Origin of the sequence: Acidovorax sp. SRB_14 (assembly GCF_012932145.1) — a bacterium.
Classification (GTDB): Bacteria; Pseudomonadota; Gammaproteobacteria; order Burkholderiales; family Burkholderiaceae_C; genus Simplicispira.
This window is the reverse complement of record NZ_MWOK01000001.1, coordinates 368,214-389,156: the sequence shown is the minus strand read 5'-3', so window position 1 is coordinate 389,156 and position 20,943 is coordinate 368,214. Positions and strand designations below refer to the sequence as shown.

Below are 20,943 nucleotides of genomic sequence, written 5' to 3'. Positions count from 1 at the left end.
TTTCAGACTCTCTCCCAAGGAGTTTCCATGGCCGGAGCCAGCCTGCTGACCCTGTTGGACGACATTGCCACCATCCTCGACGACGTGGCCCTGATGACCAAGGTGGCAGCGAAGAAAAGCGCTGTGATCGCGGACGACGTGTCGGCCATGACCAAGGTGGCCACGCAAAAGACCGCTGGCGTCCTGGGCGACGATCTGGCGCTCAACGCGCAGCAGGTGTCGGGCGTGCGGGCCGAGCGCGAGATCCCCGTGGTCTGGGCCGTGGCCAAGGGCTCGATGGTCAACAAGGTCATCCTGGTGCCGGCGGCGCTGGCCATCAGTGCCTTCATCCCCTGGGCGGTGACGCCGCTGCTCATGCTGGGCGGCGCCTTCCTGTGCTTCGAGGGCTTCGAGAAGCTGGCGCACAAGTTCCTACACGGCGCGCCGCGCGCCGCGGCCGAGCACGACATCCTCGTGCAGGCGAACGCCAATCCCGCCGTCGACATGGTGGCGTTCGAAAAGGGCAAGATCCAGGGCGCCGTGCGCACCGACTTCATCCTGTCGGCCGAGATCATCACCATCGCACTGGGCACGGTGGCGGAGGCGCCCTTCGTGCAGCAGCTGGCGGTGCTGACGGCCGTCGCGGCACTGATGACCGTCGGCGTCTACGGCCTGGTGGCGGGCATCGTCAAGCTCGACGACCTCGGCTTGTGGCTCACCGACCGCAGCAACGCCGTGGCCCAGGCCCTGGGGCGCGGCGTGGTGCGCGCTGCGCCGGGGCTGATGAAGGCGCTCAGCGTGGCGGGCACGGCGGCCATGTTCCTCGTGGGCGGCGGCATTCTGGTGCACGGTTGGCCTGCGCTGCACCACGCGATCGAGGGCTGGGCCGTTGCGGCGTCCCAGGTCGGGGCTTGGGCGCAGGTCCTGGCCGCAAATGGCCTCAACGCCGTGGTCGGCCTGGTCGCCGGTGCGCTGGTGCTCGCGGGCGTGACCCTGGTGCAGCGCCTGCGTGGGCGTGCCGGCGTGCCATGAAGCCACGCAGGGCCATGGCGCTTGGGTCAGGGGCGCCGCAGCTATGGCCTAATAGAGGGCTTTCCCTTTTTCTTTTCACTTTTTAGCGGAGGCCTCCCATGGGCAACAAAATCGTCACCGAAGCAGATCGCAAGCGCACCCCCCAGCCGAAAACCCTGCCTGGCTTCACCCTGCCCACCGCCGGCCGTGGCCAGCGCGTGAGCCTGGAGCGCGGCGTGTCCACGCGCAGCAAGAAGAACCCCGGCAAGCGCCCCCACCAGGGTTGATCGCCATTTGGCGGTGCGGCCTTGTGGCCGCTGCAAACACAAAAGCCCTCTGACGAGGGCTTTTGTGTTTCTCGGTCGGCGCGGCTTAGGGTCGCGTCTTGCCCGTTCAGTGCACGACCATCAGATGGAATGGCCAGACATAGGCCTGCAGCGTCACGTACAGGCCCACCAGGCAGGCCAGCGCAATCGAGTGGAAGAACACGTAGCGCAGGATGTCGCCTTCGTGGTTGAACCAGCGCGTGGCCGTGGACGCCACGACGATGGACTGCGCGTCGATCATCTTGCCCATCACGCCGCCCGAGCTGTTGGCCGCGCCCATCAGGTTGGGCGACAGCCCCAACTGCTCGGCCGCCACCTTCTGCATGCCGCCAAACAGCACGTTCGAGGCCGTGTCCGATCCGGTGAGCGCCACGCCCAGCCAGCCCATCAGCGTGCCGAAGAACGGGTAGAGGACGCCGGTGTTGGCAAACGCCAGGCCCAGCGTGGTGTCGGTGCCCGAGTAGCGCGTGAGCGTGCCCAGGGCCAGCATCAGAACGATGGTGAGCAGTGAATACTTCACCAGCCACACCGTCTTGAAGAAGGTGCGCACGATGGCCACCGGGTTGTACTTCATGAGCAGCGCGCTGACGATGGCCGACAGCAGGATGCCCGTGCCGGTGGCTGAAAGCAGGTTGAGCGTATAGATGGCGCCTTCCTTGGTCGGCTGGGTCACCACGGGTGGCACCTTTTCGACCAGGTTGTGCAGCCCGCTCATGGGGAAGGCGGGGGCGAAGAGGCCGTTGAGCCAGGTCTTCACCACGGGCAGGCCCCAGATGAACACGAACACCGACAGCACCACCCAGGGCATCCAGGCGCGCAGCAGTTCAGCGCGGCTGTGCTGCGCGACCGCCTGGGGCGGCTTGGCCTCGGCAGCGCTGATGTCCTTGCCGCGCAGCGACGGCGAGGTCCACACCTTCTTGGGCTGCCACACGCGCAGGAAGCCCACCAAGCATGCCATCGAGATGATGGCCGCAATGATGTCCACCAGTTCCGGCCCGATGAAGTTGGACACCAGGTACTGCGGCACGGCAAACGACACGCCCGTCACCAGGATAGCCGGCCAGATTTCCATCATGCCCTTGCGCCCGGCGAACGCCCAGATCAGCCAGAACGGCACCAGCAGCGAGAAAAACGGCAGCTGGCGTCCGATCATGGCGGTGACTTCCATCAGATCGTAGCCATGCACCTTGGCCAGCGTGATCACGGGCGTGCCCAGCGCGCCAAAGGCCACTGGCGCGGTGTTGGCGATCAGCGACAGGCCCGAGGCCGCCAGCGGCGAAAAACCCAGGCCGATCAGGATCGCGGCCGTCACCGCCACGGGCGTGCCAAAGCCGGCCGCGCCCTCGAAGAACGCGCCAAAGCAGAACGCGATCAGCAGCAGCTGGATGCGCCGGTCTTCGGTGATGCCCGAGAGCGAGTCCTGCAGCACCTTGAAGCTGCCGTTCTGCTCGGTCAGCTGGTGCAGAAAGATGATGTTCAGCACGATCCAGCCAATCGGCAAGAGGCCGGTGAAGCCGCCGTAGAGTGCTGCGCGCCCGGCCATGTCCACCGGCATGCCATAAGCAAAGATGGCCACCAGCAGCGCTGCCACCAGCCCCATGCCGGCCGCAATGTGCGCCTTGATGTGGAAGAAGCCCAGCGCCGCAAGCATGACCACCACCGGGATCGCAGCCAGCGCGGTGGAGATGATCATGTTGCCGAACGGGTCGTAGATTTGCTGCCAGGTCATTCTTGTCTCCATTTATGTGCCGCTGCGGGGCCGAACCCCTGCATCCGACGGGCTGCGTTGAAGGCAGTACCGGACTTTAAGAAATGCGGCTTTGGCACGGCGTGAAAACGCTTGCAGCGTTGCATGAAGCTTTTTCAGGAACCGCTGGCGCATCGTAAGCCCAAGCAGTGGTAATGCATGCCGCTGCGCTGCATCGCTGTTGTGAACTTTCCACAGCCCATACAGCGCCTTTTGAATGCTTCTAATTCGATAGCTTGAAGCGCTTCGTGCACAAGCGCTTGGGGCCAAAAATCCCCTGTTTTTCAGCACGCCCGCCGCGCACCGCCTGCGGCGCTGGGGCAGGCGCGGTGCGGCGACTCAGACGCGTTCGAGCGCCTGCGCCAGGTCGGCCTGCAGGTCGTCGATGTGCTCGATGCCGACCGACAGGCGCACCATGTTTTCGCTGACGCCGGCCTTGGCCAGTTCTTCGGGGTTGAGCTGGCGGTGCGTGGTCGACGCCGGGTGCGTGGCCAGCGACTTGGCGTCACCGATGTTCACAAGGCGCGTGAACAGGCCGAGCGCGTCGAGGAAGCGCGCGCCGGCGGCGCGCGGGTCGGCGTCGCTGGCTTTGAGGCCGAACGACAGAATGCCCGAGGCCTTGCCGCTCATCTGGCGCTGCGCCAGCGCGTGGTCGGCGTGGTCGGGCAGGCCGGCGTAGCGCACCCATTCGACCTTGGGATGGCTCTGCAGGAACCGGGCCAGCGCCAGCGTGTTGTCGCAGATGCGGTCCATGCGCAGCGGCAGGGTTTCGATGCCCTGCAGCGTGAGCCAGGCGTTGAACGGCGAGAGCGCCGCGCCCATGTTGCGCAGCGGCACCACGCGCGCGCGGCCGATGTAGGCGGCAGCGCCCAGGGCTTCCGTGTAGACCACGCCGTGGTAGCTCACGTCGGGCTCGTTGAGGCGCTTGAAGCGTTCCTTGTGCTGGCCCCAAGGGAACTTGCCGCTGTCGACGATCACGCCGCCGATGCTGTTGCCATGGCCGTTCATGTATTTGGTGAGCGCGTGCACTACGATGTCGGCGCCGTGCTCGATCGGGCGGCACAGGTAGGGGCTGGGCACGGTGTTGTCGACGATCAGCGGCACGCCATGGTCGTGGGCGATCTGGGCCAGCGCGGCGATGTCGGTCACGTTGCCCAGCGGGTTGCCGATCGATTCGCAGAACACGGCCTTGGTGCGCGCGTCGATCAGCGCGGCGAAAGTCTCGGGCCGGCCGGGGTCGGCAAAGCGCACTTCGATGCCCTGCTGCGGGAAGGTGTGGGCAAACAGGTTGTAGGTGCCGCCGTACAGCGTGCTGGCCGAGACGATGTTGTCGCCGGTCTCGGCAATCGTCTGGATCGCTGCCGTGATGGCGGCCATGCCCGAGGCCAGCGCCAGCGCGGCCACGCCGCCTTCCAGGGCCGCCACGCGCTGCTCGAGCACGTCGGTGGTCGGGTTCATGATGCGCGTGTAGATGTTGCCCGGCACCTTCAGGTCGAACAGGTCGGCGCCGTGCTGGGCGCTGTCGAATGCGTAGGCGACCGTCTGGTACAGCGGCACGGCGGCGGACTTGGTGGTGGGGTCGGGCGTGTAGCCGGCATGGACGGCCAGGGTTTCGATGCGCATGGGTCTCCTCGGGATGGGTGTGGAACACAACATGCCAGCGCGGGCTGGCAATGGCGGCCATTGTCGCCAGCTGCCGCGCTGGCGCCAAACAAGCTTTGGCTATGTTCTTATGCGCAGCGCAAGATGCTGCGGTTTTGGTAGCTCACGGCGCTTGTCCTGTAAGCGCTGGAGGCCGATTTGACCCATATTCCGCAGAGCGGCGTCACACGGCAGAGGACGGCCGCGTGCGGTAGAACTGCAGCGGCTTCTCGGCCATCTCCTGCCGGTGCTGGTTCAGGACCGAGCGCTTCATCTTGCCCACCACATGCATCTCGCAGGGCTTGCAGTCAAAGCGCAGCGTGAGCTTTTCCTTGCCGTTGACGAGGTGCAGCGGCTCGGCCTTGATGGTGCCCTTGACGCCGATCACGCCCTTGGCCTGCTTGGGGCACAGGCTGAGCGAGTAGCGCACGCAGTGCTTGGTGATCATCAGGCTGACTTCGCCTTCCTCTTCCTTGCTTTCGTACGCCGCGGCTATCACCTGCACGCCGTGCTTTCGGTAGAAGTCGTGCGCCTTGGTGTTGTAGACGTTGGCCAGGTAGCTCAGCGTATCTTCGGGGAAGGGGGCGGGCGGCTGCACGGGCTGGGCGCGCGGCAGGCGCGGCAGGCCGGCGGCGCGGGCGGCCTCGAGCGCGGCCACGGCGTCGCGGCGCAGCGGGTTCAGGATGGACGCCGGCACAAACCAGGGCTGCGACAGGGTGAGCGCGATGTCGTGCACCGAAAAAATCGTGCTGCCAAAGCGGCCCAGCTGCTCGCGCAGCGCGGACTCGGCCTGCGCGGCATCGGTGGCGCGCTGGTGCGGCAGGTCCGCGCTGGCGCTGCCGACGACGCCGTCCTCGTCGGTCAGCGTGAGGGTGAAGCCCGTGGGGGTCTCCGTCAGCTGCGCCCACAGGCCGATGCGGCGCTCGCTCGATTTCTTGTCGAGCATGCGGACCCAGTCCATGTCGCGGTTGCGGTTGATTTCGACGCCCTTGCGCAGGTCCTTCAGGCCCGCGATCGGGTCCTTGGGGTAGACGCGCCACTGGCCCACGCTGCGGCCGGAGGCCGGCTCGGCGCGGTTGATGGCCAGGCCGACCAGCTCTTTCTGCAGGTCGTAGTAGCACAGGCCGTCGCCGTTGTGCAGCACGGTCTCGGGGCTGCTGGTCTCGAGTTCGACAAAGTCTTCGCCGACTTTGGTCACCCAGCCGATGGCGCGGCCGGGCGTCTTGGGCGTGTCGAAGGCGCCGATGTCGTCCTTGCGGCCGTTGACGAAGTAGTCGGTGAACTCGCGGTTGAAGTTCTGGTCGGGGTCGGGCGTGAAGAAGAAGCGCGTGCTGCCGCTCGATGCGCGCGCCAGCGGCTGGCCCGAGCATTCGCGCTCTTCGATGATGGCGTCGAGCAGCGTGCGGTAGTGGGCCGTGATGTTCTTCACATAGCCCAGGTCTTTGTAGCGGCCCTCGATCTTGAAGCTGCGCACGCCCGCGTCGATGAGGGCGCGCAGGTTGTCCGACTGGTTGTTGTCCTTCATCGACAGCACGTGCTTGTCGTGCGCGATGAAGCGGCCCTGGTCGTCGGTGACCTGGTAGGGCAGGCGGCAGGCCTGGTTGCAGTCGCCGCGGTTGGCGCTGCGCCCGGTGTGCGCGTGGGTGATGTAGCACTGGCCCGAATAGGCCACGCACAGCGCGCCGTGAACGAAGAACTCGATGCTGCAGCGCTCCGGGTCGGTGGCGGCGCGCACGGCGGCGATCTGCTGCAGGGTCAGCTCGCGCGCCAGCACGATCTGCGACAGGCCCGCGTCCTGCAGGAAGCGCGCTTTCTCGGGCGTGCGGATGTCGGTCTGCGTGCTCGCGTGCAGCTGGATGGGCGGCAGGTCGAGTTCGAGCAGGCCCATGTCCTGGATGATCAGCGCGTCGGCGCCGGCGTTGTAGACCTGCCAGGCCATCTGGCGCGCGCCCTCGAGCTCATCGTCGCGCAGGATGGTGTTGAGCGTGATGAAGATGCGGCTGCCAAAGCGGTGCGCATGCTGGATCAGGCGCTCCAGGTCGCGGAGGTCGTTGCCGGCCGTGGCGCGCGCGCCAAAGGCCGGGCCGCCGATGTAGACGGCGTCAGCGCCGTGGTTGACAGCCTCGATGCCGATGTCGGCGTCGCGGGCGGGGGAGAGCAGTTCGAGCTGGTGGGGCAGGAGGGACATGGGGCGGGATTATCCCCGTGCCCAGCGGGCCCGCGCCGGCCGGGGCTTTCGGCGCCTTGGCGGCTCAGGCGCTGGTCGGCGCCGCGCCGCGCGAGGCCATGGCCTCGCCGAGGCGGATGGCGCGGCCCGGCGCCCAGGCGGGGTTGAAGCGCAGCGGCCCGGCCGGGAACAGCATCACCACGGTGGAACCCAGCAGGAAACGCCCCATTTCCTCGCCCTGCTGCAGCGCAATCCCCTGGCCGGTGTAGTCCCACTGGCGCGGCACGCCACTGCGCGGCGGATTCACCTGCCCGTGCCAGACGGTGGCCATGCTGCCCACGATGGTGGCGCCCACCAGCACCAGCACGAACGGCCCGTGCTCGGAATCAAAGGTGCAGACCACACGCTCGTTGCGCGCGAACAGCCCGGGCACGCCGCGCGCGGTGGTCGGGTTGACCGAGAACAGGTCGCCGGGCACATGCACCATGCTGCGCAGGGTGCCCGCGCAGGGCATGTGGATGCGGTGGTAGTCGCGCGGGCTCAGGTAGAGCGTGGCGAAATGGCCGTCGGCAAACTGCGCCGCCAGCGCCGCATCGCCGCCGACCAGGGCCGTGGCCGAGTAGCTGTGGCCCTTGGCCTGGAAGACCTGGCCCTGGTCGATGGCGCCGAACTGGCTGATGGCGCCGTCGACCGGGCAGACCAGGTCGGCCTGCGCCAGCGGCCGGGCGCCGGGCCGCAGCGCGCGCGTGAAGAAGGCGTTGAAGCTGTCGTAGGCGGCCATGTCCGGCTCGGCCGCCTCGGCCATGTCGACCCCGTAGCGCGCGACGAAACGGCGGATCAGTGCCGTGCTCAAGCCGCCCGCGCGGGCCGAGGCGATGCGCCCCGCGAGCGTGGTCAGCAAGCGCTTGGGCAAAAGGTACTGCGGCAAAACGGCAAGGCGATCAGACACGTGGGCGGGCCCGGTAGTGGTGGGAGCGGGCCATTCTATCGGCCCCTGCGCGCTGTTCGGCCGGGAACTGGGGCTGGCCGGGCCACGGTTTTGCGGGGCTCGCGCCTGGGGGGCTGGCACCCCGCCGCCGACAGGGCCATTGCGCTGCAGCAGCAGGTTGGGGGAGCGGCGGGCACAATGCGCGGTTTGCCCGCGGCGGCACTTCGGAAATCGTCCCACCGCGCCGCAGCCCCCGCGCCGCGCCATGGGGGCTCCAGCCGCCGCCTCTGTGTTCTTCCATCGCGCTTTGTCCATGCCTTCTTCAGATATCGACCGGCGGCCACTACCTGCCGCCAGCGCTGCCGCGCCAGCGCACTCTGCCAGGGCGCAGCTGCTGCAGTGGCTGCGCAACTTCTGGCCCGCCCCGATGCGCATCAATGGGCGCGAGCGGGTCCGCATCACGCTGGGCGTGGCCCTGGGGGTGCTGTGCATGGCCCTGCTGGGGCGGTGGTGGGCGCACACGGGGAGCGCGCAGCCGTGGATGGTCGCTTCCCTGGGCGCCAGCGCCGTGCTGGTGTTTGCCATTCCGTCGAGTCCCCTGTCGCAGCCGTGGCCGCTGCTGGGGGGTAATACGCTGTCGGTGCTGGTGGGCGTGGCCTGCGCGGCCCTGGTGCCCGACCCGGCCTGGGCAGCGGCCCTCGCGGTGGCGCTTGCGGTCGCCGCCATGCTGTCGTTGCGCTGCCTGCACCCGCCCGGTGCGGCGCTGGCGCTGTTCGTCGTGCTCAACCACGGTCTGGGCGCGCAGCTGGCGGCATTTCCGGTGCTCTTCAGCTCGGTCGTGCTGCTGGCGGCGGGCGTGGTCTACAACAGCCTCACGGGGCGCAGCTACCCGCACCCGCAGCGCACGCCGGAGGCCAGGGCCGATCCCCAGCACGGGGGCTTCATCTCGGCCGACCTGGACGCTGCTCTGGCGCACTACAACGAGGTGCTGGACATCAGCCGGGCCGACCTGGAGGGGCTGCTGCACATGGCAGGGCGCGCTGCGTTTGCGCGCACGCTGGGCGAGCTGCGCTGCCGCGACATCATGTCCAGACCGCCCTTCGCGGTCGAGGCGGGCGCCCCGCTGGCCCACGCCTGGACCCTGATGCGGCGCGAGCAGATCAAGGCCTTGCCCGTGGTCGACGCGCAGCACGCGGTGCTGGGCATCGTCACGGTGGCCGATTTCATGCGCCTGGCCAACCTCGACGAGCGCGAAGGCCTGGGACAGCGCCTGCGCAGGCTGGTGATGGGACGCGGACACCAACCCAAGGTGGTGGGGGAGATCATGTCGGCCCCCGTGCAGGTGGCCCAGGCCCTGCAGCATGTGATGGAGCTGGTGCCGCTGTTTTCGCACGGCGGGCACCACCACATTCCCATCGTCGATGAGCAGCAGCGCCTGGCGGGCATCATCACGCAGACCGACCTGGTGCGCGCCCTGGCCGCTGCTGTGCAGGTACAGTGAAGAGCCCATAGGCACGGCAGCCGCATCGCGCTACAATTGACAGGCTAAAGCACAGCGCTCGCCTGTCCATTGAAGCCGTCTCAGCCGGCATCCTTCCCGACCTGCTCCAATTGGGTGCAGCGACTCCCACAGCCCGCAATGCACAGTGTGCCTAGTCCTTCACAGGGCTTCGCTGCCCGGGGCGGACGCGCCATGCGCAGGCGCTGAACACGGATTGATTTGTTTTTAAGAGATTGAACATGGCCAAAGAAGAACTGATTGAAATGCAGGGCAGCGTCACGGAAGTGCTGCCCGACTCACGCTTTCGCGTGACCCTGGACAACGGGCACCAGCTGATTGCCTACACCGGCGGCAAGATGCGCAAGCACCACATCCGCATCCTGGCCGGCGACAAGGTGTCGCTGGAAATGTCGCCCTACGACCTGACCAAGGGCCGCATCACGTTCCGCCACCTGGCTGGCCGCGGTCCTGGGCCGGGCAGCCGCTGAGCACTTGCACGCGGGCCAGACGCGTGCCCGGGAGCATTTAAATTGAAATCGTACGGGCTCCTTCAAAAAACCGCCTGTTTTCCAAGTTAGAATATTAGCTGTCGGAGCGTAGCGCAGCCTGGTAGCGCATCTGCTTTGGGAGCAGAGGGTCGCGAGTTCGAATCCCGCCGCTCCGACCATTGATATCAAGGCCTTAGGTTGTAATGACCTAGGGCCTTTTGTCTAACAGAACAGCCACTGTCTTACGGCGATCGCGTAGCGCCAGCGCGAACTGTCTTCTTGTGCCTTGCCTCATCCGCCACCTGGGATTGGATGGTGTGGGCACCTGTCCTCTGTCTCCTGCGTGCTTCGTCCTCCTCGGCGCTGTCCAGCGTCTTGCCGGCCGGAACGAGGGTGGCGCCGAAATCACTGGACGTTGTCTGACAGCATCACGGCCCCCAGGACGGGGCGAACGGTGTAGTGTGCAGCCTACAACGGAGATGCAGCGAGTGCCCGGCCCGGCTCGCCTCATCGTCAACTTCCGAAGGAGAAGCCCATGAACGCATCCACCACACAACAGAGCGGTGTAAAGCCTGTGGACCCGGACCTTGCCGAGCAGGCGGTTCCGGGCCACGGTGTTCCGTCGCAGGATCCGACGCCCGCAGCTCAGGTTGCGCTCGAGCCCGGGGAAGCCGAGCGGGAATCGCAGTCCGCGATGATGGGAGGCGGCGTCATTGCAGGTTCGGCCGCGGGCGCCGCAGTCGGCGCGGCGGTGGGGGGGCCGGTGGGCGTGTTGGTCGGCGGCACCATTGGAGCCGTTGCCGGAGCGCTGGGAGGCGGCGCCGCTGGCAAGTTGGTGGGTGGCGCCGACACAGTGCCTGCAGATGATGCGGACTCCCCCATCGGCGACCATGGAGGCAGCAGTCCGCCGCGCTCACCCATAGAGACGGCGGGTAAACCCACCTAGCGGTGGCGCTGCGCACGCCGCACTGCCGCAAGGCAGGTCCTGCGTGCGCTGGTCGCGTGCCCTGCGACACAGATCGACGCGCCGCAACTTGTCGCGCGCAAACCAAGGCCGTCGCCGCTGGCATGCCATCGATTTGAGGGCGTCGACGCGCAAGGTCGGAGAGGTCGGTGTGTGCGCCCTGGCATCATGGGCTGTGCCTGTTTCACTTTTCTGTATCCGTGATACCTTTTCAGACCCAACCCGGCCCCGCAGCGCCGCGTCGCCGCTTTGACCGGGTGGATGCGCTGCGCGGTGCGGCGATGCTGTGGATGACGGTCTTCCATGCCTGTTTTGACCTCAGCCACTTCGGCTATTGGCCGCAAGACTTTCGCACCGACCCCTGGTGGACCTGGCAACGCACCGCCATCGTCAGCATGTTCCTCTTTTGCGCCGGACTGGGGCAGGCCATTGCCGTGCACCAGGGGCAGGGATGGCCGCGTTTTGGGCGGCGCTGGGCGCAGATCGCAGGCTCTGCCTTGCTGGTCAGTGCGGGCTCGTTCGCCATGTTTCCGCAGAGCTTCATTTATTTTGGCGTGCTGCATGCCATGGTGGTGGTGCTGCTGGTGGCACGCTGCACGGCGGGCTGGGGGCGCGCGCTGTGGTTTGCCGGCACCGTGGCGCTGGCGCTGCCCTGGCTGGCCCAATGGGCACTTGCGGGTCCGCTGGCGGATGTCGCCGGCCCCATGAATGCCCGCAGCCTCAACTGGCTTGGGCTGGTGTCACGCAAACCCTACACCGAAGACTATGTGCCCGTCTTTCCATGGCTGGGCGTGGTGTGGTGGGGGATGGCTGCGGGGCAATGGCTGCTGCAGCGCAGGCCGGCATGGCTGCAGGGCGATGTGTTTGCCGCCCTGCGCCCGCTTGCGGTGCTGGGGCGCTGGAGCCTGAGCTATTACATGCTGCACCAGCCCGTGCTGATCGGCGCATTGATGGCCGCAGGCTGGGTGCTGGGCCGCACGGCCTGAGCGTGCAACAAAAAAGCGGCCGAAGCCGCTTTGCAGAGTGTGGGCAGTTGCCGCGAGCTGGCCCGCGACGAACGCCTTATTCGACCTTGGCCTTGGCGCGCAAATCTTCCTGGAACTTGGCCAGTTTTTGCTGCTGCAGCTGCTGGGCCACCTGGGGCTTGACTTCGTCGAGCTTGGGCAGCTGCGCTTGGCGCACGTCGTCCAGGCGGATCACGTGCCAGCCGAACTGGCTCTTCACGGGCGTCTGCGTCATCTTGCCCTTGTCGAGCTGGATGAGGGCCTCGGTGAACTCAGAGACATAGCTGCTGGGGTTGGCCCAGTCGAGGTCGCCACCCTTGGCGCCAGAGCCTGGGTCCTTGGACTTCTTCTTGGCGAGGTCTTCGAACTTCGCCCCTTTCTTGATCGAGGCGATGATGGCCTTGGCCTCGTCTTCGCTGTCGACCAGGATGTGGCTGGCCTTGTATTCCTTGCCGCCGTTGGCCGCGACGAACTTGTCGTACTCGGCCTGGATTTCCGCGTCGGTAACGGGGTTCTTCTTCTGGTAGTCGGCAAACAGCTCGCGGATCAGGATGGTCTGGCGCGCCAGTTCCATTTGCGCCTTGTAGTCCTGCGACGCTTCGAGACCGCGCTTTTGCGCTTCCTGCATGAAGATTTCGCGGGCGATGACTTCTTCCTTGATTTGGCCTTCCATTTCTGGCGTGACCGGACGGCCTGAACGCTCGACCTGCTGCTTGAGCACTTCGGCGCGCTCCTTGGGAACGGGCTTGCCGTTCACGATGGCGATGTTCTGGGCAAAAACGGGCATGGCCACGGTGCCCAGCAAGGCGGCGGCCACGAGGCCGGACAGAAGCTGTTTCTTCATGTGGAATCCAAATAAGAGAAATGGGCTGCAGGCTGACGGCCGGCGAGCGGAAAAGATGGGGGCCAGATCAGAGAATTTCTATGGCAATGGCATGGGCGCCGCGGTCAATAAATTCTTGCAGCGCATCATACACAAGGCGGTGCTGCCGCACGCGGGGCAAACCGGTAAACAAAGGTGAGGCCACGCGCACCCGGAAATGGGTTCCAAACCCGGTGCCGTTGGCGCCGGCGTGGCCGGCGTGGGCATGGCTTTCGTCGAGCACTTGCAGGGCGGTGGGCGCGAGGGCGGCGCGCAGGCTGTGCTCCATGGCAGAGGCAGTGATGGCTTCGGTGTTCATGGCTGGGGCTTGTTGGAGGTGTCGGTGTCCTTGGCGTAGCGGCCCAGGTACAGCGCCTGTGCAATGACAAAGGCGAACATCAGTCCCATGCCGCCAAACAGCTTGAAGTTGACCCAGGTGTCGGTGTCAAAGTGGTAGGCCACCCAGAGGTTGAGCACGCCCATCACGGCGAAAAAACCGGCCCAGCTCCAGTTCACGGCACGCCAGGCGGCCTCGGGCAGGTCCATTTGCGTGCCCATCAGGCGGCGGATGAGGTTGGTGCGAAACACCAGCTGCCCGACCAGCAGCGCGCCGCCCATCAGCCAGTACAGCACCGTGGGTTTCCATTTGATGAACGTCTCGCTCTGCGAGAGCAGGGTGGCGCCGCCAAATAGCACGATCACGCCCAGGCTCAGCCATTGCATGGGCTCCACCTTGCCGTGCTTGAAGCGCAGGTAGCCGATCTGCAGCACCGTGGCCGCAATCGCCACGGCGGTCGCGGTGAAGATGCCCCAGGCCTTGAAGGCGGCAAAGAACAGGATGATGGGGAAGAAGTCGATGAGAAGTTTCATGGCGCCAGGGGCAGTGGAAAACGTTTCAGGATCCGCCCGCCTCAAAGTCCAGCGACGCGGAATTCATACAGTAGCGCAGGCCCGTGGGGGCGGGGCCGTCCTCAAAGACGTGGCCCAGATGCGCACCGCATTGTGCACACACGGTTTCGACCCGCACCATGCCATGGCTGCGGTCGGTGATTTCAGAGATGGCCCCGGGCACGGCCTGTGAGAAGCTGGGCCAGCCGCAGCCGGCGTCGAACTTGGTGGCCGAGTCGAACAGTTTGGCGCCGCAGCAGACGCAGTGGTAGCTGCCGTCGGCCCAATGGGCATTGAACTTGCCGGTGAAAGGCCGCTCGGTGGCGGCGTGCCGCGTGACCTGCAGCGCGCCAGGCTCGGCGCCCTTGCCCTGGAGCAGGGCCTGCCATTCGGCCTCGGTTTTCTGGATGGAAAAGCTCATGATGAACAGCTGATGGAGAGGGTGGATGCCCAGTCGGGCGGGAAGTCTGCATAGGCCTCATGGCCGGGGTGCTCGTCAAACGGGCGCTCCAGCAGACGCTGCAGGGTTTGGAGTTCGCTGAAGTCGCCAAGTTTCGCGGCGCGGATGGCCTGCTCGGCCAGGTGGTTGCGCAAGACATAGCGCGGATTGGTTTTGAGCATCAAATCGGCATCAAACGCACTACCAGTCTGCGCTGTTAGCTCTGAATAGGAGAGCAACCACTGGTCAAATCCGGCGCGATCGGCAAACAGGTCGCGCACCGGCTCGAACTGCCCTTGCGCCACAGCATGCGAGAGCCGGCGCCAGAAGATGGGGTAGTCGACGCGGTTGTCGGCCAACAGGCGCAGGAGGGAGTCCATGGTGGCGCCGTCGCCCTCCGTGGCCTGGCGCAGCCCGAGTTTGGCGCGCAGGCGTGCCATCAGCTCGGCCGGAAAGCGCGTCTTGTAGGGCTCCAACGCCGCCACCACGACTTCGGGCTCGCCAATCAGCGGCTGCAGCGCCTGGCCCAGGCAGAACAGGTTCCAGTAGACGACGTTGGGCTGGCGGTTGAAGGCGTAGCGGCCCTGGGTGTCGCTGTGGTTGCAGACGTGGTTGGGCTCAAAGGCGTCGAGGAACTGGAACGGGCCATAGTCGATGGTCAGGCCCAGGATGCTCATGTTGTCGGTGTTGAGCACGCCATGGCAAAACCCCACGGCCTGCCAGTGCGCTGCCAGGTCCGCCGTGCGCTCGGTCACGGCCTGGAGCAGCGCAGCGTAGGCGTTGCCGCCGTAGTGCGGTGTGTCGCGGCATTCGGGGTAATGGCGGTCGATCACATGGTCGGCCAGCGCGCGCAGCGGCCCGAGCAGGTTGCGCGACGCAAAGTGTTCGAAATGCCCAAACCGGATGAAGGTGGGCGCGGTGCGCGTGACCACCGCCGCGGTCTCGGTGGTTTCGCGCCGCACGGGCTGGGGCGAGCCGACCACGCACAGCGCGCGCGTGGTGGGAATGCCGAGCGCGTGCATGGCTTCGCTGCACAGGAATTCGCGGATGCTCGAACGCAGCACGGCGCGCCCATCGCCCATGCGCGAATACGGCGTCATGCCACTGCCTTTGAGTTGAACCTCCAGGCCGGCGGCCGTTTCGCCCAGCAGGATGGCGCGCCCATCGCCAAGCTGCCCGGCCCAGACGCCGAACTGGTGTCCGCTGTAGACGCTGGCCAGCGGGTCGCTGCCCTGCAGCGTGCGGTTGCCGGCAAACACCTGCAGAGCCGTGTCGGATTGGAACCACTCCGGGTCCAGGCCCAGCGCGTGGGCCGCGGCGTCGCTGCGGCCCACCCAGTGCGGCGCCGGCAACGGCGTGGGCGACAGGCGCGTGAAGAACTCGGGCCCCAGCCCGGCAAAGGCGTTGTTCCAGGTCAACCCCGCATCCAGGGTGGTCGTGCGGTCGGCAAGCTGTGTCATCGGAACATTGTCCCGCAGACGACAAGGCCCAGTTCCTGCAGGGCCAAGCGGTCTCGCGGGGAGGGGGTTTCAGGGGCCACAATGCACACGCTTGCGGCGCACGCCAGCACGGCTGTGGCCTGGCAAAAACGCTGGGACGGCGTTTGTTGTAGCGACCAATTATTCAAGGAGCACCTATGTTGGGTTTGATGCAGGATCAGCCGCTGCTGATTTCGTCTTTGATCGAGTTTGCAGAACGCCACCACGGCGACGGCGAGATCGTCTCGCGCCGCGTCGAGGGCGACATCCACCGCTACACCTACCGCGACCTGGCGGCGCGCTCGCGGCGCCTGGCCAATGCGCTGGATGCGCTGCAGCTGCAGTTCAGCGACCGCGTGGCCTCCTTGGCCTGGAATGGCTACCGCCACCTGGAGATGTACTTTGGCGTGAGCGGCTCGGGCCGCGTGCTGCACACCATCAACCCGCGCCTGCACCCCGACCAGATCGCCTGGATCATGAACCACGCCGAAGACCGGGTGCTGTGCTTTGACCTGAGCTTCCTGCCGCTGGTGCAGGCCGTGCACGCCAAATGCCCTACGGTGAAAAAATGGGTGGCGCTGTGCGATGCCGACCGGCTGCCGCAGGACAGCGGCATTCCCGGCCTGGCGAGCTACGAAGAGTGGATCGGCGGGCACCCAAGCGTCTACGTGTGGCCGCAGTTCGACGAGAACACCGCGTCGAGCATGTGCTACACCAGCGGCACCACGGGCGATCCGAAGGCGGCGCTCTACAGCCACCGCTCGACCACGCTGCACGCCTATGCGGCGGCCCTGCCCGATGTGATGTGCCTGTCGGCGCGCGACTCCGTACTGCCCGTGGTGCCCATGTTCCACGTCAATGCCTGGGGCATTCCGTATTCGGCGGCGCTCACGGGCTGCAAGCTGGTGTTTCCGGGCCCGGCCATGGACGGCAAGTCGATCTACGAACTGATGGAGGCCGAGGGGGTGACCTATGCCGCTGGCGTGCCCACCGTGTGGCAGATGCTGCTCTCCCACCTCAAGCCCACGGGTCTGAAGTTCTCCACCCTCAAGCGCACGGTGATCGGTGGTTCGGCCTGCCCGCCGGCCATGATCACCGCCTTCCAGGACGACTATGGCGTCGAAGTGCTGCACGCCTGGGGCATGACCGAGATGAGTCCGCTGGGCACGCTGTGCACGCTCAAGAACAAACACCTGTCCCTGCCCAAGGACGAGCAGATGAAGATCCTGCAAAAGCAGGGGCGTGCCATCTATGGCGTGGACATGAAGATCGTCGATGGCAACGGCAAGGAACTGCCCTGGGATGGCAAGACCTATGGGGACCTGCTGGTGCGGGGACCATGGATCCTGGACACCTATTACCAAGGTGACAGCCCGCTGGTGCCCGACGCGCAGGGCCGCAACTGGTTTCCGACCGGTGACGTGGCGACCATCGACGCCGATGGCTTCATGCAGATCACCGACCGCAGCAAGGACGTGATCAAGTCGGGCGGTGAGTGGATCAGCTCGATCGACATCGAGAACATCGCCATGGGCCACCCGGCCATCGCCATGGCTGCGTGTATCGGCATGCCGCACCCCAAGTGGGATGAGCGCCCCATCGTGGCGGTGACGCTCAAGCCCGGCATGCAGGCCACGCGCGAGGAGCTGCTCCAGTTCTACGAGGGCAAGACCGCTAAATGGCAGATTCCGGACGACGTGGTGTTCGTCGATGCGATTCCGTTGGGCGCCACGGGCAAGATGCTCAAGGTCAAGCTGCGCGAAGTGCTCAAGGACTACCAACTGCCAGGCGTGTGAGGCCTCGGCCTGCTGCGCCCGGGCGGGCGCAGCAGGCAGTCGCGCGGGCGATAGCGGCTAGGGGCATTCCCTGAGCGGCGCGCTCGGCACGGCACGGTACGCTGCCTTTTGTTGATTCACCAGGAGATCTGACAATGAGATTTGCTATCAAGGCAGTAGCGGCATCCATCATGTTGGCGAGCGCGGGAGGCGTTTTTGCCCAAAAGGGCGAGACCGTGAAGATTGCCTGGCTTGATCCCCTCTCAGGTCTCATGGCCGCTGTGGGCACCAACCAGCTCAAGAGCTTTCAGTTCCTGGCGGAAGAGGTCAACAAGAAAAACGCGGCCGGGGTGAAATTCGAAATCATCGGCATCGACAACAAGCTCAGCCCCCAGGAAACCACCAGCGCCTTGCGCTCGGCCATGGACCAGGGCGCGCGCTATGTGGTGCAGGGCAACGGCTCCGGCCCGGCGCTGGCGATCATCGACGCGCTGGAAAAGCACAATGCGCGCAACCCCGGCAAGGAGGTGGTCTACCTCAACTACGCCGCCGTGGACCCCGACCTGACCAACAGCAAGTGCAGTTACTGGCACTTCCGCTTCGACGCCGACACCTCGATGAAGATGGAAGCGCTCACCACCTACATGAAGGATTTGCCGGAGGTCAAGAAGGTCTACCTGATCAACCAGAACTATTCGCACGGCCAGCAGGTCTCGAAGTTCGCCAAGGACATGCTCAAGCACAAGCGCCCCGACGTGCAGGTCGTCGGCGACGACCTGCACCCGCTGGCGCAGGTGCGCGACTTCGCGCCTTACATCGCCAAGATCAAGCAGTCGGGCGCCGACACTGTGATCACCGGCAACTGGGGCTCCGATCTGGCGCTGCTGATCAAGGCAGCCAACGACTCGGGCCTGAACAATGTCAAGTTCTATACCTACTACGCGGTGACTACCGGCACGCCGACCGCCATGGGCGCGGCATCGGACGGCAAGGTCTATCAGGTGGGTTATGGGCACTACAACATGGGTGGCGACATCGGCAAGCTGGCCGCGCAATACAAGGCCAAGTTCAACGATGACCTCTACACCACCGACATACAGACGGTGTATGACGCGCTGGTCGAGGCCTTTGTGCGCGCCAAGTCCACCGACCCCGCCAGGGTGGCAGCGACGCTCGAGGGCATGAAGTTCAAGAGCTACAACGGCGATGTGGAAATGCGCAAGGCCGACCACCAGCTGCAGCAGGGTCTGTACATCACCAAGTGGGAAAAGGCCAGCGCCAAATACCCTTACTCGCCCGAGAACACCGGCTACACGCTGGCGCCAGTGAAGTATTTCGAGCCCTACGTGGCCAGCACGCCCACGTCCTGCCAGATGAAGCGCCCTTCCTGAGCGCGCTGCGCGCTCGCACGAGGCCCGACACCCCTCGGGCCTTTTTTTTACCCCTGTGACGAAGCTTTTCGATGAATCCAGAGTTTTTCGTGATCTCGCTGCTCAATGGCGTCAGCTATGGGTTGCTGCTTTTCATGCTGAGTTCGGGCCTCACGCTGATCTTCAGCATGATGGGCGTGCTCAATTTCGCGCACACCAGTTTCTACATGCTCGGGGCCTACCTGGCCTATACCATTTCCAGCGTCGTCGGGTTCTGGCCGGCGCTGGTGCTGGCGCCGCTGGCCGTGGGCGTGCTGGGCGCGCTGTTCGAGCGCTACAGCCTACGCCGCGTGCACAAATTCGGCCATGTGCCCGAACTGCTCGTCACGTTCGGCCTGTCGTACCTGATCCTGGAACTGGTGCAGCTGGTGTGGGGGCGCTCCACCGTGCCCTACGGACTGCCCACGCAGCTGCAGGGGCCGCTGTTCACGCTGTATGGGACGCAATTTCCCAAGTCGCGCTCCTTCATCATGCTGGTGGCGCTCTTGATGCTGCTGTCGGTGTGGCTGCTGCTCACGCGTACGCGCATCGGCCTGGTGATCCAGGCGGCGCTCAAGCACCCGGAGATGGTGCAGGCGCTCGGCCACAACGTGCCGCGCGTATTCATGCTGGTGTTCGGCGGGGGCTGCGCGCTGGCGGGCTTGGCCGGTGTGATTGGCGGAAACACCTATGTCACCGAACCGGCCATGGCGGGCTCGGTCGGCTCCATCATTTTCGTCGTGGTGGTGGTGGGCGGCATGGGGTCGCTGGCCGGGGCGTTCCTCGCTTCGCTGCTGATCGGGCTGCTGCAGACGTTCGCCGTGGCGATCGACTATTCGCTCGCGCAGGCGCTGCAGGGGCTGGGCGTGGCGGTGTCCGAGAGCACTTTTGGCTGGCCGCTGCTCAAGCTCACGGTGTCGCAGGTGGCGCCGATCCTGCCGTACCTGTTCCTTGTGCTGATCCTGATCTTCCGCCCCAAGGGCCTGCTGGGCACCCGGGAGGACTGATGCCATGACCCCATCCACACCCCCTGATCCGCGCGCCGTGCCCGCCTACCGTTTCCGGCCCTGGAACGTGGGCCGATTTGTCGTCTGGACGCTGTTTGCGCTGCTGCTCATCGTCTCGCCCCTGCTGTTCACGAGCAGCCTGGCCCTGACCATGCTCTCGCAGATGGGCTACCTCATCATCATCTGCCTGAGCTACAACATCCTGCTGGGCCAGGGCGGCATGCTGAGCTTCGGCCATGCGGTCTACACCGGCCTGGGCTCGTTCATCGCCATCCACGCCATGAACCTGGCGGGCAAGGGCACGCTGCCGATACCGCTGGTGCTGATCCCGCTCGTCGGCGGCTTGGCAGGCATGCTGTTTGCGGTGCTGTTGGGCTTCGTGACCACCAAGAAGTCGGGCACGACGTTCGCGATGATCACGCTCGGCATTGGCGAACTGGTGGCCTCGATGGCGCTGATGTTCCCCGAGTTCTTCGGCGGCGAGGGCGGCATCACCACCGACCGCGTCTACGGCAAAGGGTTCCTGGGCATCAGCTTCGGCCCGGCGATCCAGGTGTATTACCTGATCGCGGCGTATTGCTTCGTCTGCACCGCCGCCATGTTCGCCTTCACGGGAACGCCCCTGGGCCGCATCCTCAACGCCGTGCGCGACAACCCCGAGCGCGTCGAGTTCATTGGCTACAACACGCAGCGCGTGCGCTACTTCGCCTTCATCATCGCGGGCTTTTTTGCCGGCATTGGCGGCGGCCTCGCCGCGATCAACTTCGAGATCGTGACCGGCGCCGACAGCGTGGGTGTGGTGCGCTCGGGCGGCTACCTGCTCTTCACCTTCCTCGGCGGTGCGACGTTCTTCTTCGGGCCGATCATCGGCGCGGTGCTGCTGGTGTTGGCCTCGGTGCTGCTGTCCGAGCTGTCCAAGGCCTGGCTGCTGTACCTGGGCCTGGTTTTCCTGTTCATGGTGATGTATGCGCCCGGGGGCATTGCCAGCCTGATCATGATGAATTTGCGCGTGGCCCGCTACGGGAAGCTGGGGCGTCTCACCATGACCTATCTGGCGTTGGCCGCAACGGCGCTGGTGGCGGTGCTCGGCGCGGCCTGCATGGTCGAGATGACCTACCACCTGCAACTCAACGCGGCGATGGGGCCAGAGCTGCGGTTTCTGGGGACCACGATCAATGCCACCGCGTGGACCAGCTGGTTGGGCGCAGGTGCCGTGCTGCTCGTGGGCATGGCCATGTTCGAATGGTGCCGGCGCCGGTTCGTGCGCCAGTGGAGCCGCATCCAGGAAGAAATAGAGCATGCGATCCAGCGTGGGGAGGCGCTGTAAAC

At 65.8% G+C, this 20,943-nt stretch carries 19 protein-coding genes and 1 tRNA gene; 11 read left to right on the top strand and 9 right to left on the bottom strand.

Annotation, left to right across the window (positions count from 1 at the left end; genetic code table 11):
• Positions 1 to 27 precede the first annotated feature (27 nt).
• Entirely contained in the window at positions 28 to 1,011 is a 984-nt protein-coding gene (locus B2J86_RS01770; RefSeq protein WP_173024578.1) for a DUF808 domain-containing protein, read from the top strand.
• A gap of 98 nt (positions 1,012 to 1,109) precedes the next feature.
• Positions 1,110 to 1,277, top strand: coding sequence for a hypothetical protein (locus tag B2J86_RS01765; protein ID WP_169167803.1), 168 nt, complete (start codon positions 1,110 to 1,112; stop codon positions 1,275 to 1,277).
• Positions 1,278 to 1,383: 106 nt separating this feature from the next.
• Here the strand turns inward: B2J86_RS01765 and B2J86_RS01760 are convergent, their stop codons facing one another.
• The 4 genes from B2J86_RS01760 to asd form a co-directional block, all read right to left on the bottom strand.
• Complete coding sequence (locus tag B2J86_RS01760; RefSeq protein ID WP_169167804.1) at positions 1,384 to 3,045, bottom strand: L-lactate permease; 1,662 nt, start codon at positions 3,043 to 3,045, stop codon at positions 1,384 to 1,386.
• Between the two features lie 357 nt (positions 3,046 to 3,402).
• Positions 3,403 to 4,686, bottom strand: a complete 1,284-nt coding sequence (locus B2J86_RS01755; protein WP_173024577.1) for an O-acetylhomoserine aminocarboxypropyltransferase/cysteine synthase family protein — start codon at positions 4,684 to 4,686, stop codon at positions 3,403 to 3,405.
• 202 nt (positions 4,687 to 4,888) lie between these two features.
• Complete coding sequence (locus tag B2J86_RS01750) at positions 4,889 to 6,892, bottom strand: U32 family peptidase (RefSeq protein ID WP_173024576.1); 2,004 nt, start codon at positions 6,890 to 6,892, stop codon at positions 4,889 to 4,891.
• 64 nt (positions 6,893 to 6,956) lie between these two features.
• Entirely contained in the window at positions 6,957 to 7,820 is an 864-nt protein-coding gene (gene asd / locus B2J86_RS01745) for an archaetidylserine decarboxylase (RefSeq protein ID WP_169634425.1), read from the bottom strand.
• Between the two features lie 292 nt (positions 7,821 to 8,112).
• Here asd and B2J86_RS01740 point away from each other — a divergent pair, with 292 nt between their 5' ends.
• The 5 genes from B2J86_RS01740 (at position 8,113) to B2J86_RS01720 (ending at position 11,738) form a co-directional block, all read left to right on the top strand.
• Positions 8,113 to 9,300 (top strand): HPP family protein, encoded by a 1,188-nt coding sequence (locus B2J86_RS01740; RefSeq protein ID WP_169167808.1) that lies wholly within the window; start codon positions 8,113 to 8,115, stop codon positions 9,298 to 9,300.
• A 239-nt stretch (positions 9,301 to 9,539) separates the two neighbouring features.
• Positions 9,540 to 9,788, top strand: coding sequence for a translation initiation factor IF-1 (infA, locus tag B2J86_RS01735; RefSeq protein ID WP_169167809.1), 249 nt, complete (start codon positions 9,540 to 9,542; stop codon positions 9,786 to 9,788).
• A 102-nt stretch (positions 9,789 to 9,890) separates the two neighbouring features.
• Positions 9,891 to 9,967 (top strand) — tRNA-Pro (locus tag B2J86_RS01730).
• A 356-nt stretch (positions 9,968 to 10,323) separates the two neighbouring features.
• The gene (locus B2J86_RS01725; RefSeq protein WP_254067942.1) at positions 10,324 to 10,734 is read left to right on the top strand and encodes a hypothetical protein; all 411 of its coding nucleotides are present in this window, start codon (positions 10,324 to 10,326) and stop codon (positions 10,732 to 10,734) included.
• Positions 10,735 to 10,952: 218 nt separating this feature from the next.
• Positions 10,953 to 11,738 (top strand): heparan-alpha-glucosaminide N-acetyltransferase domain-containing protein, encoded by a 786-nt coding sequence (locus B2J86_RS01720; protein WP_206041805.1) that lies wholly within the window; start codon positions 10,953 to 10,955, stop codon positions 11,736 to 11,738.
• 76 nt (positions 11,739 to 11,814) lie between these two features.
• On the opposite strand, the gene B2J86_RS01715 is transcribed toward B2J86_RS01720, so the two are convergent.
• The 5 genes from B2J86_RS01715 to B2J86_RS01695 all read right to left on the bottom strand — a co-directional run bounded on the left by B2J86_RS01715 (position 11,815) and on the right by B2J86_RS01695 (position 15,405).
• A complete protein-coding gene (locus B2J86_RS01715; protein ID WP_169167810.1) occupies positions 11,815 to 12,600 on the bottom strand; it encodes a peptidylprolyl isomerase in 786 nt (261 codons plus the stop codon).
• Between the two features lie 67 nt (positions 12,601 to 12,667).
• Positions 12,668 to 12,937 carry a BolA family transcriptional regulator gene (locus B2J86_RS01710; RefSeq protein ID WP_169167811.1) on the bottom strand — a complete coding sequence of 90 codons (270 nt, stop codon included), beginning with the start codon at positions 12,935 to 12,937 and terminating at the stop codon, positions 12,668 to 12,670.
• Positions 12,934 to 13,488: a septation protein A gene (locus B2J86_RS01705; RefSeq protein ID WP_169167812.1), complete on the bottom strand. Its 555-nt coding sequence runs from the start codon at positions 13,486 to 13,488 to the stop codon at positions 12,934 to 12,936. The genes B2J86_RS01710 and B2J86_RS01705 overlap by 4 nt, the downstream gene beginning before the upstream one ends.
• 25 nt (positions 13,489 to 13,513) lie before the next feature.
• Entirely contained in the window at positions 13,514 to 13,927 is a 414-nt protein-coding gene (gene msrB / locus B2J86_RS01700) for a peptide-methionine (R)-S-oxide reductase MsrB (RefSeq protein WP_169167813.1), read from the bottom strand.
• Positions 13,924 to 15,405 carry a YdiU family protein gene (locus B2J86_RS01695; protein ID WP_169634424.1) on the bottom strand — a complete coding sequence of 494 codons (1,482 nt, stop codon included), beginning with the start codon at positions 15,403 to 15,405 and terminating at the stop codon, positions 13,924 to 13,926. Before B2J86_RS01695 ends, msrB begins: the two co-directional genes overlap by 4 nt.
• A gap of 176 nt (positions 15,406 to 15,581) precedes the next feature.
• On the opposite strand from B2J86_RS01695, the gene B2J86_RS01690 reads away from it, so the two are divergent.
• From B2J86_RS01690 to B2J86_RS01675, 4 genes are all read left to right on the top strand, one after another.
• Complete coding sequence (locus tag B2J86_RS01690; protein ID WP_173024575.1) at positions 15,582 to 17,219, top strand: 3-(methylthio)propionyl-CoA ligase; 1,638 nt, start codon at positions 15,582 to 15,584, stop codon at positions 17,217 to 17,219.
• Positions 17,220 to 17,353: 134 nt separating this feature from the next.
• Positions 17,354 to 18,589, top strand: a complete 1,236-nt coding sequence (locus B2J86_RS01685) for a branched-chain amino acid ABC transporter substrate-binding protein (RefSeq protein WP_169167816.1) — start codon at positions 17,354 to 17,356, stop codon at positions 18,587 to 18,589.
• Between the two features lie 71 nt (positions 18,590 to 18,660).
• A complete protein-coding gene (locus tag B2J86_RS01680; protein WP_169167817.1) occupies positions 18,661 to 19,614 on the top strand; it encodes a branched-chain amino acid ABC transporter permease in 954 nt (317 codons plus the stop codon).
• A gap of 4 nt (positions 19,615 to 19,618) precedes the next feature.
• A complete protein-coding gene (locus B2J86_RS01675) occupies positions 19,619 to 20,941 on the top strand; it encodes a branched-chain amino acid ABC transporter permease (protein ID WP_173024574.1) in 1,323 nt (440 codons plus the stop codon).
• The last annotated feature ends 2 nt before the right edge of the window (positions 20,942 to 20,943 follow it).

Bases quoted from the DNA above. Each gene is read 5' to 3' on its own strand.
- B2J86_RS01765 (WP_169167803.1), top strand. From the start codon at position 1,110: ATGGGCAACAAAATCGTCACCGAAGCAGATCGCAAGCGCACCCCCCAG.
- B2J86_RS01770 (WP_173024578.1), top strand. From the start codon at position 28: ATGGCCGGAGCCAGCCTGCTGACCCTGTTGGACGACATTGCCACCATC.
- B2J86_RS01755 (WP_173024577.1), bottom strand. From the start codon at position 4,686: ATGCGCATCGAAACCCTGGCCGTCCATGCCGGCTACACGCCCGACCCC.
- msrB (WP_169167813.1), bottom strand. From the start codon at position 13,927: ATGAGCTTTTCCATCCAGAAAACCGAGGCCGAATGGCAGGCCCTGCTC.
- B2J86_RS01705 (WP_169167812.1), bottom strand. From the start codon at position 13,488: ATGAAACTTCTCATCGACTTCTTCCCCATCATCCTGTTCTTTGCCGCC.
- B2J86_RS01685 (WP_169167816.1), top strand. From the start codon at position 17,354: ATGAGATTTGCTATCAAGGCAGTAGCGGCATCCATCATGTTGGCGAGC.
- B2J86_RS01680 (WP_169167817.1), top strand. From the start codon at position 18,661: ATGAATCCAGAGTTTTTCGTGATCTCGCTGCTCAATGGCGTCAGCTAT.
- B2J86_RS01715 (WP_169167810.1), bottom strand. From the start codon at position 12,600: ATGAAGAAACAGCTTCTGTCCGGCCTCGTGGCCGCCGCCTTGCTGGGC.
- B2J86_RS01740 (WP_169167808.1), top strand. From the start codon at position 8,113: ATGCCTTCTTCAGATATCGACCGGCGGCCACTACCTGCCGCCAGCGCT.
- B2J86_RS01690 (WP_173024575.1), top strand. From the start codon at position 15,582: ATGTTGGGTTTGATGCAGGATCAGCCGCTGCTGATTTCGTCTTTGATC.
- B2J86_RS01760 (WP_169167804.1), bottom strand. From the start codon at position 3,045: ATGACCTGGCAGCAAATCTACGACCCGTTCGGCAACATGATCATCTCC.
- B2J86_RS01710 (WP_169167811.1), bottom strand. From the start codon at position 12,937: ATGAACACCGAAGCCATCACTGCCTCTGCCATGGAGCACAGCCTGCGC.
- B2J86_RS01695 (WP_169634424.1), bottom strand. From the start codon at position 15,405: ATGACACAGCTTGCCGACCGCACGACCACCCTGGATGCGGGGTTGACC.
- B2J86_RS01675 (WP_173024574.1), top strand. From the start codon at position 19,619: ATGACCCCATCCACACCCCCTGATCCGCGCGCCGTGCCCGCCTACCGT.
- infA (WP_169167809.1), top strand. From the start codon at position 9,540: ATGGCCAAAGAAGAACTGATTGAAATGCAGGGCAGCGTCACGGAAGTG.
- B2J86_RS01725 (WP_254067942.1), top strand. From the start codon at position 10,324: ATGAACGCATCCACCACACAACAGAGCGGTGTAAAGCCTGTGGACCCG.
- B2J86_RS01750 (WP_173024576.1), bottom strand. From the start codon at position 6,892: ATGTCCCTCCTGCCCCACCAGCTCGAACTGCTCTCCCCCGCCCGCGAC.